Annotated in this window: 6 protein-coding genes; 4 read left to right on the top strand and 2 right to left on the bottom strand. The window is 63.0% G+C overall.

Translation table 11 applies throughout. The features are described 5' to 3' along the window. Positions 1 to 3: 3 nt before the first annotated feature. Entirely contained in the window at positions 4 to 1,806 is a 1,803-nt protein-coding gene (locus tag AC07YV_RS14745) for an acyclic terpene utilization AtuA family protein (protein ID WP_102700833.1), read from the bottom strand. A 177-nt stretch (positions 1,807 to 1,983) separates the two neighbouring features. On the opposite strand from AC07YV_RS14745, the gene AC07YV_RS14740 reads away from it, so the two are divergent. The 3 genes from AC07YV_RS14740 (at position 1,984) to AC07YV_RS14730 (ending at position 4,612) form a co-directional block, all read left to right on the top strand. Further along, positions 1,984 to 2,610, top strand: coding sequence for a TetR/AcrR family transcriptional regulator (locus tag AC07YV_RS14740; protein ID WP_007973446.1), 627 nt, complete (start codon positions 1,984 to 1,986; stop codon positions 2,608 to 2,610). Between the two features lie 153 nt (positions 2,611 to 2,763). Continuing rightward, complete coding sequence (locus AC07YV_RS14735; protein WP_102700834.1) at positions 2,764 to 3,522, top strand: substrate-binding periplasmic protein; 759 nt, start codon at positions 2,764 to 2,766, stop codon at positions 3,520 to 3,522. A gap of 76 nt (positions 3,523 to 3,598) precedes the next feature. Next, positions 3,599 to 4,612 (top strand): GNAT family N-acetyltransferase, encoded by a 1,014-nt coding sequence (locus AC07YV_RS14730; protein ID WP_102700835.1) that lies wholly within the window; start codon positions 3,599 to 3,601, stop codon positions 4,610 to 4,612. 97 nt (positions 4,613 to 4,709) lie between these two features. Here AC07YV_RS14730 and AC07YV_RS14725 read toward each other — a convergent pair whose 3' ends face one another. Then, complete coding sequence (locus AC07YV_RS14725) at positions 4,710 to 5,258, bottom strand: RNA polymerase factor sigma-70 (RefSeq protein ID WP_102700836.1); 549 nt, start codon at positions 5,256 to 5,258, stop codon at positions 4,710 to 4,712. 377 nt (positions 5,259 to 5,635) lie between these two features. Between AC07YV_RS14725 and AC07YV_RS14720 the strand changes: the two genes are divergently transcribed. Continuing rightward, on the top strand, positions 5,636 to 18,634 hold the full coding sequence (locus tag AC07YV_RS14720; protein ID WP_102700837.1) for a non-ribosomal peptide synthetase: 12,999 nt from the start codon (positions 5,636 to 5,638) through the stop codon (positions 18,632 to 18,634). The last annotated feature ends 59 nt before the right edge of the window (positions 18,635 to 18,693 follow it).

Genomic DNA, 18,693 nt, shown 5'->3' with positions numbered 1-18,693 from the left:
CCTCTAGTTGAACTGGTCGGCGATGCGCTGCGGCACCGGGATCTGGATTTCCAGCAGTTGCTGGGCGAAGGCTTTGCCCTGCGGGTCGATGCGCAGGCTGGCGACACCGCCGCCGCCGAGAGCGTTTTCCAGCAGGAAATTCAGGCTGTGGCTGGCGGGCAAGTACCAGCGTTCGACCCGCCCGTGGATGGGATCGAGGACGTGGCCCATCCAGTCGACGATCACTTCCGGGGTCAGGGCTTCGGCGATCCATGGCAGGAATTCGGGATCGCGGGCCATGACGCCGATGTTGTTGTGGTTGCCCTTGTCGCCAGAGCGGGCGACCGCCAGCTTGACCAGGGCCACGCTGGCGTCGGCCTGGCCGGTCGGCTCCGGCGCGGCGAACGGGGCTGGCAGGTCCAGCGGGTCGAGCGTATCGAGGGCGGGCAGGGCACACGGGTGGCGCCGGCCCATGAAATCAATGTCCAGCGTGCAGGCGGTTTTGTCGATGAGGAACGAGAACAGTCGGATCAGCGGATACACCGTCGGCCGGCCACCGACAATGCCGGTCAGCCCTGGCGCCATGCCGGTGGCGGCCTGGGCAATCTCCCGGGAAAACACGATCAAGGCCTGCTTGTCCGGATGGCGCACGGCGAGTTTGATCACCACTTCGCGGCTGTCCTGCCGCTGGCCGTGGGGGCCATAGGTGGCCTCGCTGCCCAGCAACTCGATATTCACCTCGCTGTACGGCGCCCAGCCGCGCTGGCTGAACATTTCCGAGGTCTTGTTGATGATCGCCGCGCTGACTCGGCGCGCCTTGTCGACGGCATCGATGCCGGCAATCAGGCAACTGGCGGTACAGCGAAAACCATCAGGATACGTGGCGCTGACCTTGTATTGAGTCGTCGGCGGCAGGCCTTTGGCGCCGTGCACCTGCACCGCGTTCTTGCCTTGCTGCAGCAGTTTGACCTGAGTGAAGTCGCACACCACGTCGGGCAGCAGATACGCGCGCGGATCGCCGATTTCATACAGCATCTGTTCACCCACCGTCAGCGGTGTGACCAGCCCGCCGGTACCTTGCGCTTTGCTGACGATGAACTGGCTGTCGGCGCTGACTTCGACGATGGGGAAACCGATGTGTTCGTAATCGGGCACGTCGCGCCAATCGGTGAAGTTGCCACCGGTGCACTGGGCGCCGCATTCGATGATGTGGCCGGCCAATGCGGCCTGGGCGAGTTTGTCGTAGTCGTGCCACGACCAGCCGAATTCATGCACCAGCGCAGCGCTGACCACCGCACTGTCGACCACGCGCCCGGTGATCACGATGTCCGCGCCCAGACGCAGGGCTTCGACGATGCCCGGTGCGCCGAGGTAGGCATTGGTCGAGACGCACCTCGATGGCAGGGGCGCACCGCTGAACATTTCATGAATGCCTTGGCTGCCCAGCTGTTTGAGTTGCGGTTGCAGGTCGTCACCCAGCAGCACGGCGATCTTCAACGCCACCCCGGCCTTGTCGCAGGCCGCTTGCAGGGCGGCGGCACAGGCTTGTGGGTTGACCCCGCCGGCATTGCTGATGACCCGGATGTTGTGCTGCGCGAGCTGCGGCAGCAAGGGCGCGAGCACTTCGATGAAGTCGCCCGCATACCCGGCCTGGGGATCTTTCATCCGTGCGCCGGCCATGATCGACAGGGTGATCTCGGCCAGGTAGTCGAAGACCAGATAGTCAAGATGCCCGTGTTCCACGAGTTGTGCGGCAGCGGTCGAGGTATCGCCCCAGAACGCGCTGGCGCAACCGATGCGAATTGATTTTGGCGCAGTCCGTTCCATAGCCACCTCCAACTCAAGTGCGTCGACATTACCAAGCAAGCGCTTGGTTTGTAAATGGCTGGGTTATCTTCTGCCAAGCGCTTGCTTGGTTGCATCCATGAGCTTAAATTGCCCGCGCAACCCCGCTGTTTTCGGGGTGATCGGCGTTATTGATTGATCGACTGTAGGAGAGAACGGGTGGACGAGCAAAAAGCCCTGAGGGTCATGCGTGAATTGGTGGACGACGGCCAATTGACCGACCCGGACAGCGCCCGTGGCAAGCTGCTGCAAGTGGCGGCCCACCTGTTCCGCAATAAAGGCTATGAGCGCACCACCGTGCGCGATCTGGCCGGTGCCGTAGGCATTCAGTCCGGGAGTATTTTCCACCATTTCAAAAGCAAGGACGAAATCCTGCGCGCCGTGATGGAGGAAACCATCCGCTACAACACCGCGTTGATGCGTGCGGCCATCGCCGAGGCCGGCAATGTGCGCGAACGGGTGCTGGCGCTGATCCGCTGTGAATTGCAGTCGATCATGGGCGGCAGCGGCGAGGCCATGGCCGTGCTGGTCTACGAATGGCGCTCGCTGTCCGAAGAGGGCCAGGCCAAGGTCCTGGCGCTGCGCGAAATCTACGAAGACATCTGGCTGCAAGTACTGGGCGAAGCCAAGAGCGCCGGGTTTATCCGCGGCGATGTGTTCATCACCCGTCGCTTCCTGACCGGCGCATTGTCCTGGACCACCACCTGGTTTCGCGCCGGCGGTAGCATGAGCCTTGATCAGTTGGCCGATGAAGCGTTGATTCTGGTGCTGGAAGACCGGCAATAAACTTGTGTTGGCCAGCATTAAACTGGCTAACTTGACGAAAACGCCTAGCTTGAAGTCATCGATGCCGTTTTATTGGGGAGTGAGCTTGTTTTGAGGGGGTCGCCAATTCGGACAGCTTCGCGGCTTTTGCTCGCGACGCTTGCGGTGTTAACGATGCTGCCATCCCAGGCTGCGCAACTGGTGCGCATTGGTGCCGCGCATTTTCCGCCCTACACCGTGCGCCCGGAATCCGGCGCCGATACCGGGTTGCTGCCGCAGCTGGTCGAGGCCCTGAACGCAGCGCAAAGTGACTATCAGTTTGTCCTGGTGCCCACGTCCATTCCACGGCGTTTCGGTGACTTGAAGCAGGGCCGGGTCGACATGGCCATCTTCGAAAATCCGGCCTGGGGTTGGGAAGACATTCCCCATACCGCCGTCGACATGGGGCTGGAAGACGCCGAGATTTTTGTCGCGCAACGCCTGCCCGATCGGCAGCAAAGCTATTTTGCCGACCTGAGCGGCAAGCGCCTGGCACTCTTCAGCGGCTATCACTACGAGTTTGCCAACTTCAATGCCGAGCCCCAGTACCTGGCGAAAAACTACAACGCCACGCTGACCTATTCCCATGACAGCAATCTGCTGATGGTGTTACGCGGTCGCGCCGACATCGCCCTGGTCACGCGCTCTTACCTGAACGACTATTTTTTGCGCAATCCGAATGTCGCCAAGGAGCTCTTGGCGTCCGATCGCATCGATCAGGTCTATCACCATTACGCCATCCTGCGCCCGGCGGCCCCCATCAGTGGCGAGGCCTTCGGCAAGTTGTTGCAGGGCTTGCGCGACAGTGGCCAGATGCTGAGGATTTTCGATCCGTACAAGATTGCGGTGGTGCCGGTCCCGCACAAAGAACCGCCGCCTCAAGTCGTCAATTGACGTTCTTTTCCTAAATTTCCCGCCGTGGCTGACGTCACCTCGTTGAACTGTCGACGATTATCGTGAGCCTGCCCCCATGTCCAATCTGAATGACCTGACTGCCCTGTGCCTGCCGACCGGCAGTCGTCTTGCCGCTGATGAAACGCTAGGCCGCCTGAGCCTCAGCCTGGAAGGGCAACCGTTGCTGACCCTGCGGCTCAATCGTGGCCCCGAGTTGCACGTGCAATTGCTGGAGCGCTTCAGTCACCCCGAAGGGCAAGCGATATGGGCGGCCTGTTACTGGCTGTTCGCTCGCGACCCCGACTGTCAGCGCCTGGTCTGGCAACTGCAAGAGGTGCCGCACGAAGCTGTGCTCAGTGGTTTGCTGATTCCGACTTCCGTCAGCGGCGAGTATTGCTGCGAGCGCACCTTGTTCTGGCAGTTGCCGCAGCCATGGCTGGGGCATTCCCTTACCGGCAGCTACCCACAGCAAATGGTCATCACCGGCGGCAAGCGTCACCCACTGCGAGCGGTGAAACCCCGTGGTGAGGTGTATCGACGATTCGATGCGCGGCTGGGCGCCTGGGTTTCCCTGCGTACCCTGGAAATCGAGCAAGACCTGGCGCGTTTCAATCGTTGGCAGAACAGTCCGCGCGTCGCCAGCTTCTGGCAGGAGGAGGGCAGTCTCGAACAGCATCGCCAATACCTGAGCAAACTCGAGGCCGATCCGCACACCCTGACGCTGATCGGGTGTTTCGACGATCAGCCGTTCGCTTACTTCGAAGCCTACTGGGCCAAGGAGGATCGCATCGCACCCTTCTATGATGCCGGTGATTACGACCGTGGCATTCACATGCTGGTGGGTGAGGAAAACCATCGCGGTCCGCACAAGGTGGCGAGCTGGTTATCGGCGCTGGTGCATTACCTGTTTCTCGATGATCCGCGCACGCAGCGCGTAGTGGCCGAGCCGCGTGCCGATAACGCGAAGATGATCGGGTACATGCACAACCAGTGCTTTCACTGCGAGAAAGAGTTCGACTTCCCGCACAAGCGCGCGGCCTTGATGGTGTTGGGGCGTGAGCGGTTTTTCGATCGGTGCAGACTGGCTTGAAAAAAAGATCGCAGCCTTCGGCAGCTCCTACAGGGGGAACGCAATTCCATGTAGGAGCTGCCGAAGGCTGCGATCTTTTAGAGCGGACACCACAAATTCAACGATGGGAAAAACTGTCCGCCCGATTCCCCGACACCTTGCGGCAGTGCACCAGCGCATCGCGGATCATGAAGTTAACCAGGGTTGGCGAGACGCCGAGTTCCTTGGCGATGTCTTTTTGCGGTACGCCGTGCAGGCGATACATCTCGAAGGCGTAGCGGGTGCGGCTCGGCAACTCGGTCAACGCATCGGCAATGTGCTCCAGCGTCGAGAAATTGATGTGCGAAGTTTCCGGTGACGCACCCTGGATCACCACATTCAGCCCTTCCTCTTCAGGGCCGGAATACTTCTGTTCCAGCGCCTGCTTGCGGTAGTGGTCGATCGCCAGGTTGCGCACGATCTGGAACAGGTAGCTGAGCTGGGCCTTGATCGAACTGGTGATGGGCGGGGCCGACTGCAACCGGAAGAACGCGTCCTGCACAACATCTTCGGCACGTGAGCGGCAACCGGTAATACGGGCTGCGATCTTCACCAGAATCAGTCGATTATCGACGAATGCCTGAAGTAGCGGTGTATCGCACCTGCTTGTGGATACTGGTTCCATCATGGAAATCACCCTGCTGCCAAAAGGTTAGTGGGACGGGGATAAACCGGGGGGCCGTCCTGCACAATCGAGCGACAAATTAGGCTTAATGATAATGATTGTCAAATGAGAAAAAGAATTACTGCACGACAAAAGTGCAGAGTGCGAACTGCGACACGTTGACGCCCCCTTCAGCCCGCCTGGCGTTGCAACCTGGCGACTAATTATTTCAAGACGTCATCCGTTCTCATTGGTGAATGGCACCGGGCAGCAGCCCCGGTCACAACCGCATTGCCAATGCCTTGCGCGGTCGGCGAAGACCGCGTCCCGCGCGCCCTCGATCAGGGTGCGACGCCAGAAAATCGATTCCATTTGCAAGCCGAAATCAGGCAGGAAACCTCATGACCGACGCGTTCGAACTCCCCAGCACAATGGTCCAAGCCCTTCAGCGCCGTGCGGCCCTGACGCCGGATCGGGTGGCCCTGCGTTTTCTTGCCGAGACCCCGGAACAGGCTGTGGTGCTCAGTTATCGCGAGCTGGATCAGCGGGCGCGGACGATTGCCGGCGCCTTGCAGGCTCAAGCGGATGTTGGCGACCGCGCCGTGTTGTTGTTTCCCAGCGGCCCGGATTACGTCGCGGCGTTCTTCGGTTGCCTGTACGCCGGGGTGATCGCGGTCCCGGCCTACCCGCCGGAGTCGACGCGCCGTCATCACCAGGAACGCCTGCTGTCGATCATCAGTGATGCCCAACCGCGCCTGCTGCTGACCAGCGCCGGGCTGCGCGATTTATTGCAGCAAATCGACGGGGCGCCGCCGTTGCTGTGTGTCGACACCCTCGACGGTGCACTGGCCGAACGCTGGGTCGCGGCGGATATGCAGGACGATCACATCGCCTTCCTGCAATACACCTCCGGCTCCACCGCACTGCCCAAGGGCGTGCAAGTCAGCCACGGCAATCTGGTGGCCAACGAATTGCTGATTCGTCACGGCTTCGGCATCGACCTCAACCCCGACGACGTGATCGTCAGCTGGCTGCCGCTGTACCACGACATGGGCCTGATCGGCGGCTTGCTGCAGCCGATTTTCAGCGGCGTGCCTTGCGTATTGATGTCACCGGCGTACTTCCTCGGCCGGCCGTTGCGCTGGCTGGAAGCGATCAGCGAATACGGCGGCACCATCAGCGGCGGGCCGGATTTTGCTTATCGCCTGTGCAGCGAGCGGGTCAGCGAATCGGCCCTGGAGCGGCTTGACCTGAGTGGCTGGCGCGTGGCGTATTCCGGTTCCGAGCCGATTCGCCTCGACACCCTGGAACGCTTCGCCGAGAAGTTCGCGACCTGCGGTTTCGCTGCGGACAGCTTCATGGCCTCCTACGGTCTGGCCGAAGCCACCTTGTTTGTGGCCGGTACCGCGCGCGGCGAAGGCATCGGCAGCCTGCGGGTGGACGATCAGGCCCTGGCGCAGAACCGGGTGGAAGCGGGCGAGGGCAGCCCGATCATGAGTTGTGGCATCAGCCAGCCGGCTCACGCCGTGCTGATCGTCGACCCGGTCTCGCTCAGCGAACTGGCCGACAACGCCGTCGGTGAAGTCTGGGCCAGCGGGCCGAGCATCGCCCTCGGTTATTGGCGCAACCCTGAGGCGTCAGCCAAGACATTCGTCCGGCACGCCGGCCAGACCTGGCTGCGAACCGGTGACCTGGGTTTCATGCGCAACGGCGAGCTGTTCATCACCGGCCGCCTGAAGGACATGCTGATCGTGCGCGGGCACAACTTGTACCCGCAGGACATCGAACAGACCGTCGAGTGCGAAGTGGAAGTGGTGCGCAAGGGCCGCGTTGCTGCCTTTGCCGTCACGGTCGATGGTCAGGAGGGCATCGGCATCGCCGCCGAAATCAGCCGCAGCGTGCAGAAAATCCTGCCGCCCGAGTCCCTGATCAAGGCCATTCGCCAGGCTGTCGCCGAGGCGTATCAGGAAGCACCGAGCGTGGTGGTGCTGCTCAATCCGGGCGCGCTGCCCAAGACGTCCAGCGGCAAATTGCAACGCTCGGCGTGCCGCAGTCGACTGGCGGACGGCAGCCTCGACAGCTACGCGCTGTTCCCGTCGGCCAGCAGCGAAAGTGCAAGCAAGGTCGAGTCGGGCTCTGAGCTGCAAAGCCTGATCGGTCGGATCTGGTGCGAGCAATTGCAGGTCGGGCAGGTGGGCGCCGACGATCATTTCTTCCTGCTCGGCGGCAACTCCATAGCAGCGACGCAAGTGGTGGCGCGTCTGCGTGAAGCGCTGGGGCTGGAGTTGAACCTGCGCCTGCTGTTCGAGGCCCCGACCCTCGGCGCATTCGCCGATGCCGTGGCCCGTCAGCAACAGGACGGTGGCCTGGCCCAGGGCGCGATCACAGCGCTGTCACGCCAGCAACCGATGCCGCAATCGCTGGCACAAAACCGTTTGTGGATCACCTGGCAACTCGACCCCCACAGCAGCGCCTACAACATTCCGGGTGCCTTGCGCTTGCGTGGCGAGCTGGACGAGGACGCATTGCGCGCCAGTTTCCAGCAGTTGATCGAGCGCCACGAATCCCTGCGCACGCGCTTCTTCGAGCGTGATGGCGTGGCCCTGCAGCAGGTCACTGCGGGTGCCGGGCTCAACTTGCAAATGATCGACATCAGCGATCTGCCGGTCGCCGAACGTGAAGCCCGCGCACTGCAAATCCGTGAGGACGAGGCGCGTACCCGGTTCGATCTGGAGAAAGGCCCGCTGCTGTGGGTGACGCTGGTTCGCCTCGACGACGAAGAACATCAGTTGTTGGTGACGATGCACCACATCATCGCTGACGGCTGGTCGCTGAATGTGCTGATCGACGAGTTCTCGCGCCTGTATGCGGCAGCCTCCCAAGGCCAGCAAGCGCTGCTGGCGCCATTGCCGACGCAGTACGCCGATTACGCCAGCTGGCAGCGCCAATGGCTGGCGCAAGGGGAGGGCGAGCGGCAACTGGCCTACTGGAAAGCCCGTTTGGGCGAGGAGCATCCGACCCTGAGCCTGGCCACCGATCATCCACGTTCCGCACAGCAACTGCACAGCGCCGCCCGCCATACCCTGCGTCTGGGCGCGGCCCTCAGCGATGGGATTCGCCAGACCGCCCAGGCCCACGATTCGACTTCCTTCATGCTGCTGCTCGCCGCGTTCCAGGCCTTGCTGCATCGCTACAGCGGTCAGCGTGACATCCGCATCGGCGTACCGAACGCCAACCGTCCGCGCCTGGAAACCCAGGGCCTGATCGGCTTTTTCATCAACACCCAGGTGCTGCGCGCCGAGGTGGATTCACGGCTGCCGTTCACTGAACTGCTGGGGCAAACCCGTCAGGCAGCGCTGGGTGCGCAAGCGCATCAGGACTTGCCGTTCGAACAGCTGCTTGAAGCCTTCCCGCAGGCCCGTGAACAGGGTTTGTTCCAGGTCATGTTCAACCACCAACAGCGCGACCTCAGTGCCTTGAAGCGTCTGCCGGGGTTGCTCGCCGAAGAGCTGCCGTGGCACAGCCGGGAAGCCAAGTTCGATCTGCAATTGCACAGTGAAGAAGATCGCAACGGTCGCTTGAGCCTGTCCTTCGACTATGCCAGCGAGTTGTTCGATGCGGCGACCATCGAGCGTCTGTCCGAGCATTACGCCAACCTGTTGCGTGAAGTCTGCGAGCGTCCGCAAACCGCCCTCGGCGATCTGCAACTGCTCACTGAACCTGAGCACCATCAGCAAGCGAACTGGTCCGTTGCACCCTGCACACCGGCCAGTCAATGGCTGCCGGAACGGCTTGACCAACAAGCCCGGCTGACCCCGCAGCGCACGGCGCTGCTGTGGGACGGCGGTCAGTTGGACTTCGCCGGACTGCACACCCAGGCCAACCGCCTGGCCCACTACCTGCGCGACAAGGGCGTCGGCCCGGACGTCTGCGTGGCCATTGCCTGCGAGCGTTCGCCGCAGCTGCTGATCGGCCTGCTGGCGATCATCAAGGCCGGTGGTGCCTATGTACCGCTGGATCCGGACTACCCGGCCGAGCGCCTGTCCTACATGCTCAGCGACAGCGGTGTCGAATTGCTGCTGACGCAAACCGGGTTGCTCGATCGCTTGCCGGCCAGCCAGGGCGTCAGTGTGATCGCCATGGACACCTTGCACCTGGACAACTGGCCAAGCCAGGCGCCTGGCCTGCATCTGCAAGGCGATAACCTCGCCTATGTGATCTACACCTCGGGATCGACCGGCCAACCCAAAGGCGTGGGCAACACCCACGCGGCGCTGGCCGAGCGCCTGCAATGGATGCAGCAAACCTATCAGTTGAACGAAACCGACGTGTTGATGCAAAAGGCGCCGATCAGTTTCGACGTGTCGGTGTGGGAGTGCTTCTGGCCGCTGATCACCGGCAGTCGCCTGTTGCTTGCCGGCCCCGGCGAACACCGCGATCCCCATCGCATCGCGCAGCTTGTGCAAGCGTACGGCGTGACCACGCTGCACTTCGTGCCGCCGCTGCTTTCGTTGTTCATCGACGAACCGCTCAGCGCACAATGCACCAGCCTGCGCCGCGTATTCTCCGGCGGCGAAGCCTTGCCTGCGGAGCTGCGCAACCGCGTGCTGGCGCAACTGCCGGCCGTACAGTTGCACAACCGCTACGGCCCAACCGAAACCGCGATCAACGTCACCCATTGGCAGTGCTCCAGCGCCGATGGCGAACGCTCGCCGATTGGCCGGCCACTGGGCAATGTGATCTGCCGCGTGCTCGACAGCGAGCTCAATCCGGTGCCGGCCGGTGTGCCGGGTGAGTTGTGCATCAGTGGCAGCGGTCTGGCGCGTGGCTATCTGGGCCGTCCGGGCCTGACGGCCGAACGTTTTGTCGTCGATCCATTGGGCGAGCACGGCGCGCGTCTGTACCGCACCGGTGATCGTGCACGCTGGACTGGCGATGGCGTGATCGAGTATCTCGGTCGCCTCGATCAGCAGGTCAAGCTGCGCGGCTTCCGTGTCGAACCGCAGGAAATCGAAGCCCGTCTGCTGGCGCAGGAGGGTGTCGCTCAAGCGGTGGTGCTGGTGCGCGAAACGGCGGCGGGTGGACAACTGGTCGGTTACTTCACCCCCACTGACACTGCTGAGTCCATCGATGCTCAAACGACCCGCCTGAAAGCGGCGCTGACGGCGCAGCTGCCGGAATACATGGTCCCGGCCCAGCTGATGCGTCTGGACCAGATGCCCCTCGGCCCGAGCGGCAAACTCGACCGTCGCGCCTTGCCGGAACCGCAGTGGCAGGTTCGCGAACACGTTGAGCCAGTCACCGAACTGGAGCAACAGATCGCCGGCATCTGGCGCGAAGTGCTGGGCCTGACGCCAGTCGGCCTGCGCGATGATTTTTTTGCCCTCGGTGGCCACTCGCTGCTGGCCACGCAAATCATCTCCCGCACCCGTCAGGCCTGTGACGTCGAGTTGCCGCTGCGGACGCTGTTCGAACACAGCGAACTGGGTGCATTTGCCGAACAGGTCCGCTTGATCCAGGCCAGCGGCAGCACCAACAAACAGCCGCCGATTGAAACAATCGACCGCAGCCAGGCGGTGCCGCTGTCCTATTCCCAGCAGCGCATGTGGTTCCTCTGGCAGATGGAGCCGGACAGCCCGGCCTACAACGTCGGCGGCATGGCGCGGCTGCGCGGCGTGCTGGATGTCGCGCGTTTCGAAGCGGCGCTGCAAGCCTTGATCATGCGCCATGAAACCCTGCGCATGACGTTCCCGAGCGTTGACGGTGTCGCTCGCCAGCAGGTGCACATGCAGACCCGCGTGCGCATGGCGTGGAAGGATTTCACCGCGCTGGATGCCGAAGGTCGCGAATGGCAGGTCCAGCAACTGGCCGACGACGAAGCACACCAGCCGTTTGATCTGGAAACCGGACCGCTGTTGCGTGCGTGCCTGGTCAAGACCGGCGAGCAGGAACACTACTTCGTTCTGACCCTGCACCACATCGTCACCGAAGGCTGGGCGATGGACATCTTTGCCCGGGAACTCAGCGCGCTGTACGAAGCCTTTGTCGACGACCGTGAGTCGCCGCTCGCGCCGTTGCCGGTGCAATACCTGGATTACAGCGTGTGGCAGCGTCAGTGGCTGGAGTCGGGCGAGCGTCAGCGTCAGCTCGATTACTGGACCACGCAACTGGGCCATGAGCATCCGTTGCTGGAGTTGCCTGCTGACCGTCCGCGTCCGCCGGTACAAAGCCATCAGGGTGAGCTGTATCGTTTTGACCTGAGCGACGAGCTCGCGGCACGGGTCCGTGCCTTCAATGCACAACACGGCCTGACCCTGTTCATGACCATGACCGCCACACTGGCGACCCTGCTGTACCGCTATAGCGGCCAGACTGATTTGCGCATCGGCGCGCCTGTGGCCAACCGCATTCGTCCGGAAAGCGAGGGGCTGATCGGCGCATTCCTCAACACCCAGGTGCTTCGCTGCCAGCTCGACGGGCAGATGTCTGTCGGCGAGCTGTTCGAGCAGGTGCGCCACACCGTGATCGAAGGCCAGTCCCATCAGGACCTGCCGTTCGATCATCTGGTGGAAGCCTTGCAACCGCCGCGCAGTGCGGCCTACAACCCGTTGTTCCAGGTGATGTGCAACGTGCAGCGCTGGGAGTTCCAGCAAAGCCGCACCCTGGCCGGCATGACGGTCGAGTACCTGGCCAACGATGCCCGCGCGACCAAGTTCGACCTCAACCTGGAAGTCACCGACCTCGACCATCGCCTGGGCTGCTGCCTGACCTACAGCACCGATCTGTTCGACGAACCGCGCATCGCCCGCATGGCCGGGCATTGGCGCAACCTGCTGGAGGCGCTGATTGCCGATCCGCAACAACGCTTGAGCGAACTGCCGCTGCTGGCGTCCGGCGAGCAACAGCTACTGCTCGACAGCCTCGGCGTCGAGGCGGGCGAACATCGGCTGGATCAGTGCATCCATCACCTGTTCGCCGAGCAAGCCCTGGTGCGCCAGGATGCGCCGGCCCTGACCTTCGCCGGGCAGACCCTGAGCTACGCCGAACTCGATAGCCGCGCCAACCGCCTGGCCTGGATGCTGCGCGAGCGAGGTGTCGGACCGCAGGTTCGTGTGGGCCTGGCACTCGAGCGTTCGCTGGAAATGGTGGTCGGCCTGTTGGCGATCCTCAAGGCGGGCGGCGCCTATGTGCCGCTGGATCCGGAATACCCGCTGGACCGCTTGCACTACATGATCGAAGACAGCGGCATCGGTTTGCTGCTCAGCGATGCGGCGATGTTCAAGGCCCTGGGCGAGTTGCCGGCGACCGTCGGCCGCTGGTGTCTTGAAGAGGACGCCGCTGCGCTGGCCAGTTTCCCGGCCAGCGAGCTGCCGCCGATCAGTCTGGCGCAGCATCAGGCCTACCTGATCTACACCTCGGGCTCGACCGGGAAACCGAAAGGCGTGGTGGTGTCCCACGGTGAAATCGCCATGCATTGCCGCGCGGTGATCGAGCGTTTCGGCATGCGCCCCGACGACTGCGAACTGCACTTCTATTCGATCAACTTCGACGCCGCCACCGAGCGTTTGCTGGTGCCTCTGCTCAGCGGCGCGCACGTGGTGTTGCGAGCGCAAGGGCAGTGGGACGCGGAAGAAATCTGCGGCCTGATCCGTCGTCATCAGATCAACGTACTCGGTTTCACGCCGAGCTACGGCAGCCAGTTGGCGCAATGGCTGGCGACCCGGGACCAGACCCTGCCGGTGCGCATGATCATCACCGGCGGCGAAGCGCTGACCGGTGAGCACCTGGCACGCATTCGTGCAGCGTTCAAGCCGAGCCGGTTCTTCAACGCCTACGGCCCGACCGAAACCGTGGTCATGCCGCTGGCCAGCCTTGCGCCTGAAGTGCTGGAAGAGGGCGCCGGCAGCGTACCGATCGGCAGTGTGATCGGCGACCGCGTGGCCTACATTCTCGACGCCGACCTGGCCTTGGTGCCGCAAGGCGCGACGGGCGAGTTGTACGTCGGTGGCGCGGGCCTGGCCCAGGGTTATCACCAGCGTCCGGGCATGACAGCGGAGCGCTTTGTGGTCGATCCGTTTGCCGCCGATGGCGGGCGTATCTATCGCACCGGTGACCTGGTGCGCCAGGGTGCCGATGGCCTGGTGGAGTACCTTGGACGCATCGACCATCAAGTGAAGATTCGCGGATTCCGCATCGAGCTCGGTGAAATCGAAACCCGCCTGCTGGACCATGATTCGGTCCGTGAGGCGGTCGTGCTGGCGCTTGACGCACCGAGCGGCAAACAACTGGTCGGCTATCTGGTGACGGAGGTCGCCGAACAGGGCGAAGCGCAGCAATCGATATTGCGCGAAGCCCTCAAGGCGCATCTGAAATCGCAACTGCCGGACTACATGGTGCCCACGCACCTGATCCTGCTGGCGAGCATGCCGTTGACCGGCAACGGTAAACTCGACCGCCGTGCGCTCCCGGCACCGGACCCGGAGCTGAATCGCCAAGACTATGTGGCGCCAAGCAACGAGCTCGAAGTCACGCTGGCGCAGATCTGGTGCGAAGTGCTGAACGTCGAGCAGGTCGGTCTCAACGATAACTTCTTCGAACTGGGCGGCGATTCGATCCTGTCGATCCAGGTGGTCAGCCGGGCGCGGCAGCAGGGCATTCACTTCAGCCCTCGCGACCTGTTCCAGCACCAGACCGTGCAGACCCTCGCCGCCGTGGCCACCCGCAGCGAGCAGGTCAATGCCGAACAGGGCTTGATCATAGGCGAGTCGCGCCTGACACCCATCCAGCACTGGTTCTTCGACACCGATATCACGCAACGCCAACACTGGAACCAGGCGTTGTTGTTGCAACCGACGGTGGTGCTGGAATCTCATCGCCTGGAGCAAGCGTTGCTGGCGGTGATCGAACAGCACGACGCCTTGCGCCTGCGCTTTGGCCAGGATGCCGGCCAGTGGCAGGCTTTGCACCAGCCGATTTCCGATGCGCCGGTGTTGTGGCAAGTGCGTGTTTCGTCCATGGATAAATGCGCGGCCTTGTTCGCCGATGCCCAGCGCAGTCTCGACCTTGAACAGGGACCCTTGCTGCGTGTGTTGCTGGTCGATGGCCCTGAAGGCCAGCAACGCTTGTTCATCGCCATTCACCACTTGGTGGTGGACGGTGTGTCGTGGCGGGTGCTGCTGGATGACCTGCAAACCGTGTATCGCCAACTGGACGCGCAGCAGTCGGTGAGACTGCCGGCGAAAACCAGCGCCTTCAAGGACTGGGCCGCACGCTTGCAAGCCTACGCCGGCAGCGAGTCCCTGCGCGAAGAGCTGGGCTGGTGGCAGGCGCAACTGGCCGGGCCAAGTGCCGATTTGCCCTGCGATCACCCTCAAGGCGGGCGGCAAAACCGTCATGCGCAAACCGTCAGCGTGCGTCTCGACAGCGAGCGTACGCGGCAGTTGCTGCAACAGGCGCCAAGTGCCTATCGCACCCAGGTCAACGACTTGCTGTTGACCGCCTTGGCCCGTGTGCTTTGCCGCTGGAGCGGTCAACCATCGGCGCTGATCCAGCTGGAAGGTCACGGCCGCGAAGCGCTGTTCGACGACATCGACCTGACCCGCACGGTGGGCTGGTTCACCAGTGCCTATCCGCTGCGCCTGACGCCGTCGAATATCGAAGAAGCCGCCGGGCAGGGGGCCTCGATCAAAGCGATCAAGGAGCAGCTGCGTGCCGTGCCGCACAAGGGCCTGGGTCATGGCGTGCTGCGTTACCTCGCCGATGAGCCGAGTCGCCACAGCATGGCGGCGTTGCCGCAGGCACCGATTACCTTCAACTACCTCGGCCAGTTCGACCAGAGCTTCGGTGCGGACGCGCTGTTCCATCCACTGGATGAAGCCATCGGCGCGGCCCACGATGCCCATGCACCGTTGCCCAACGAGCTGAGCGTCGACAGCCAGGTGTATGGCGGTGAACTGGTATTGCGCTGGACGTTCAGCGCCGAACGCTTCGATCCGTCAACCATCGGCGAGTTGGCCGATGCCTACGTCGGTGAGTTGAGCAGTCTGATCGAGCATTGCCTGCGCGACGACGCCGGTGGCCTGACGCCGTCGGACTTCCCGCTGGCGCAACTCAATCAGACGCAACTGGATGCGCTGCCAGTCCCGGCCGCCGTTATCGAAGACGTCTACCCGTTGACCCCGATGCAGGAAGGCATGCTGTTGCACACCTTGCTGGAGCCGGGCACCGGCCTGTACTACATGCAGGACCGCTACCGCATCAACAGCGAGCTGGATCCGCAGCGTTTCGCCCAGGCCTGGCAAGCCGTCGTCGCCCGCCACGAAGCATTGCGCGCGTCGTTCTGCTGGAACGTCGGCGCGGACATGCTGCAGGTGATCCACAAACCGGGCAGCACACCGATCGAGTACCTCGACTGGCGTGATATCGCCGAAGTCGAGCAAGAGCCGAAGCTGCAAACCTTGCTCAGGACCGAACGCGAGGCCGGGTTCGATCTGCTCAACCAGGCGCCGTTCCACTTGCGTCTGATCCGCGTCGGCGCAGCGCGCTACTGGTTCATGATGAGCAACCACCACATCCTCATCGATGCCTGGTGCCGGTCGCTGCTGATGAACGATTTCTTCGAGATCTACAGCGCCCTCGGCGAAGGCCGGGAAGCGCAGCTTGGGCCTGTGTCGCGTTATCGCGACTACATTGGCTGGCTGCAACGCCAGAGCCTGGACGAAGCGCGGCAATGGTGGAAAACCAATCTGCAGGGGTTTGAGCGGACCACGCCGATCCCGAGCGACCGGCCGTTCCTGCGTGAACATGCCGGCGACAGTGGCGGCATGATCGTTGGCGACCGCTACACCCGGCTCGATGCCCGTGACGGTGCGCAATTGCGCGAACTGGCCCAGGCCCATCAGTTGACCATCAACACCTTCGCCCAGGCGGCGTGGGCGCTGGTGCTGCGGCGCTTGAGCGGTGATCGCGACGTGCTGTTCGGCGTCACCGTGGCCGGGCGTCCGGTGGAGATGCCGCAGATGCAGCGCACCGTCGGCCTGTTCATCAACAGCATCGCGCTGCGGGTGAAGATGCCCGAGGACGGTCAGCGATGCAGCGTGCGCCAGTGGCTCAGCGGTCTGCTCGACAGCAACATGCAACTGCGTGAATACGAATACCTGCCGCTGGTGAACATCCAGGAGCAAAGCGAGTTGCCCAAAGGCCAGCCGCTGTTCGACAGCCTGTTCGTGTTCGAAAACGCCCCGGTGGAAGTCTCGGTGCTGGACCATGCGCAGAGCCTCAACGCGACCTCGGATTCGGGCCGGACCCACACCAACTTCCCGCTGACGGCCGTGTGCTATCCGGGTGATGACCTGGGCTTGCACCTGTCCTACGACCAGCGCTACTTCGATGAAGCCACGGTCGAGCGCATGCTCGGCGAGTTCAAGCGTTTGCTGCTGGCGCTAGTGGAAGGTTTCCATGGTGACATGGCCGACCTGCCGTTGCTGGGGGCCGAGGAGCAGGACTTCCTCCTCCATGGCTGCAACCGGAGCGAACACGAATATCCGCTGGAGCAGAGTTACGTTTCATTGTTTGAAACGCAGGTCGTCCGCCACCCGCAGCGGATTGCCGCCAGTTGCCTTGATCGGCAGTACAGTTATCTGGAGCTGAACCAGCGCAGTAACCGTCTCGGTCATGCGTTGATCGCCGCCGGTGTCGGGCGCGATCAACCGGTGGCATTGCTGGCCGAACGCAGTCTCGACTTGCTCGGCATGATCATCGGCAGCTTCAAGGCCGGCGCGGGTTACCTGCCGCTGGACCCGGGCCTGCCGAGCCAGCGTCTGAGCCGGATCATCGAACTGAGCCGCACGCCACTGCTGGTGTGCACACAAGCGTGCCGTGAACAGGCGCAGGCCTTGCTCGACGAGTTCGGCTGCGCCAGCCGGCCACGGCTGCTGGTCTGGGAGGAGGTCCAGGCCCTTGCGCTGTCGGCGGACAATCCCGGCATCTACAGCAGTGCGGACAACCTGGCCTATGTGATCTACACCTCCGGATCCACCGGTTTGCCCAAAGGCGTGATGGTCGAGCAGCGCGGCATGCTCAATAACCAATTGAGCAAAGTGCCGTACCTGAACCTGAGCGACGCCGACGTGATCGCCCAGACCGCCTCGCAAAGCTTCGACATTTCCGTGTGGCAGTTCCTCGCCGCACCGCTGTTCGGCGCACGGGTGGACATCGTGCCGAACACCATCGCCCACGATCCGCAGGGTTTGCTGGCGCATGTTGCAGCCCAGGGCATCACCGTGCTTGAAAGCGTGCCATCGCTGATCCAGGGCATGCTCGCCCAGGAGCGCATGAGCCTCGACGGCCTGCGCTGGATGCTGCCGACCGGTGAGGCGATGCCGCCGGAGCTGGCGCATCAATGGTTGTTGCGCTATCCGCAGATCGGCCTGGTGAATGCCTACGGTCCGGCGGAGTGCTCGGATGATGTGGCGTTCTTCCGTGTCGACCTGGTCTCGACCCGCGGCAGCTATTTGCCGATCGGTACGCCGACCGACAATAACCTGTTGTATGTGCTCGATGGGGCACTGGAACTGGTACCGCTGGGTGCCGTGGGTGAACTGTGCGTCGCCGGCACCGGGGTCGGGCGCGGTTATGTCAGCGATCCGCTGCGCACGGCTCCGGTGTTTGTGCCGAACCCGTTCGGCGCGCCGGGTGAACGTCTGTATCGCACCGGCGACCTGGCCCGCCGTCGCAGCGACGGCGTGTTGGAGTACGTGGGGCGCATCGACCATCAGGTGAAGATTCGCGGCTACCGCATCGAGCTGGGTGAAATCGAGGCTCGCCTGCATGAACAACCGGAAGTCCGCGATGCGGCGGTGGGTGTGCAGGAAGGGGCGAACGGCAAGCATCTGGTGGGCTATCTGGTGGCGACGGAGGTTGCGTTGAGTCCGGCCGAGGGATTGGAGCGGATCAAGCAACGCCTGCGCGCCGAACTGCCGGAATACATGGTGCCGCTGCATTGGCTCTGGCTGGACAAGATGCCGCTCAACGCCAATGGCAAGCTGGACCGCAAGGCCCTGCCGGCGCTGGAGATCGGCCAAATGCAGAGCCAGGATTACCAGGCGCCGCGCAATGATCTGGAGCAGACCCTGGCGGACATTTGGGCTGAGGTACTGAAGGTCGAGAAGGTGGGTGTTCGCGACAACTTCTTCGAACTGGGCGGGCATTCGCTGCTGGCCACGCAGATCGCCTCACGAGTGCAGAAAACCCTGCAACGGGACGTGCCGTTGCGGGCGATGTTCGAGTGCAGCACGGTGGAGGAATTGGCCGGGTACATCGACGGATTGGCGGCCAGTGAGATCACCGAGGAGAAGGTGGATCGCTTGAATGACCTGATGGCGGAGCTGGAGGGGTTGTAGATCTCCATCACCGTTGAACGGGTCACGCTGACGGTACGTCGATGCAGGCTGCATCGGCG

Source organism: Pseudomonas sp. GW456-E7, assembly GCF_059424105.1.
Note: the sequence above shows the minus strand (reverse complement) of the source record. Positions and strands in the feature narration are given on the sequence as shown.